Annotated in this window: 1 protein-coding gene; it reads left to right on the top strand. The window is 67.2% G+C overall.

Features of this window, described 5'->3' with window-relative positions; genetic code table 11:
- The coding region (locus CVH10_RS22890; RefSeq protein WP_369335990.1) for a carbonic anhydrase at nucleotides 1-250 on the top strand (250 nt) is incomplete at both ends.

The following is a 250-nucleotide window of genomic DNA, read 5'->3' as shown; positions in this document are numbered from 1 at the left end:
CCAAGCCGGGCGAACTGTTCGTGGTGCGCAACGTCGCCAATCTGGTCCCGCCCTACGAGCCGGACGGCAAGCTGCACGGCGTGTCAGCGGCGCTGGAATTCGGGGTCAAGGTTCTGGGCGTCAAGCGGATCGTGGTCATGGGCCACGCCCATTGCGGCGGGGTCAACGCCATGATCAACGGCGCCCCCGAAATCGTCGCCGACTTCGTCGGCCGCTGGATCGCGCAAGGGACGCCAGTCGTGCAGCACGT

This window comes from Halomonas sp. ND22Bw, assembly GCF_003011945.1.
Lineage (GTDB): Bacteria > Pseudomonadota > Gammaproteobacteria > Pseudomonadales > Halomonadaceae > Halomonas > Halomonas halophila.
This window is presented reverse-complemented; position numbering and strand designations above follow the sequence as displayed.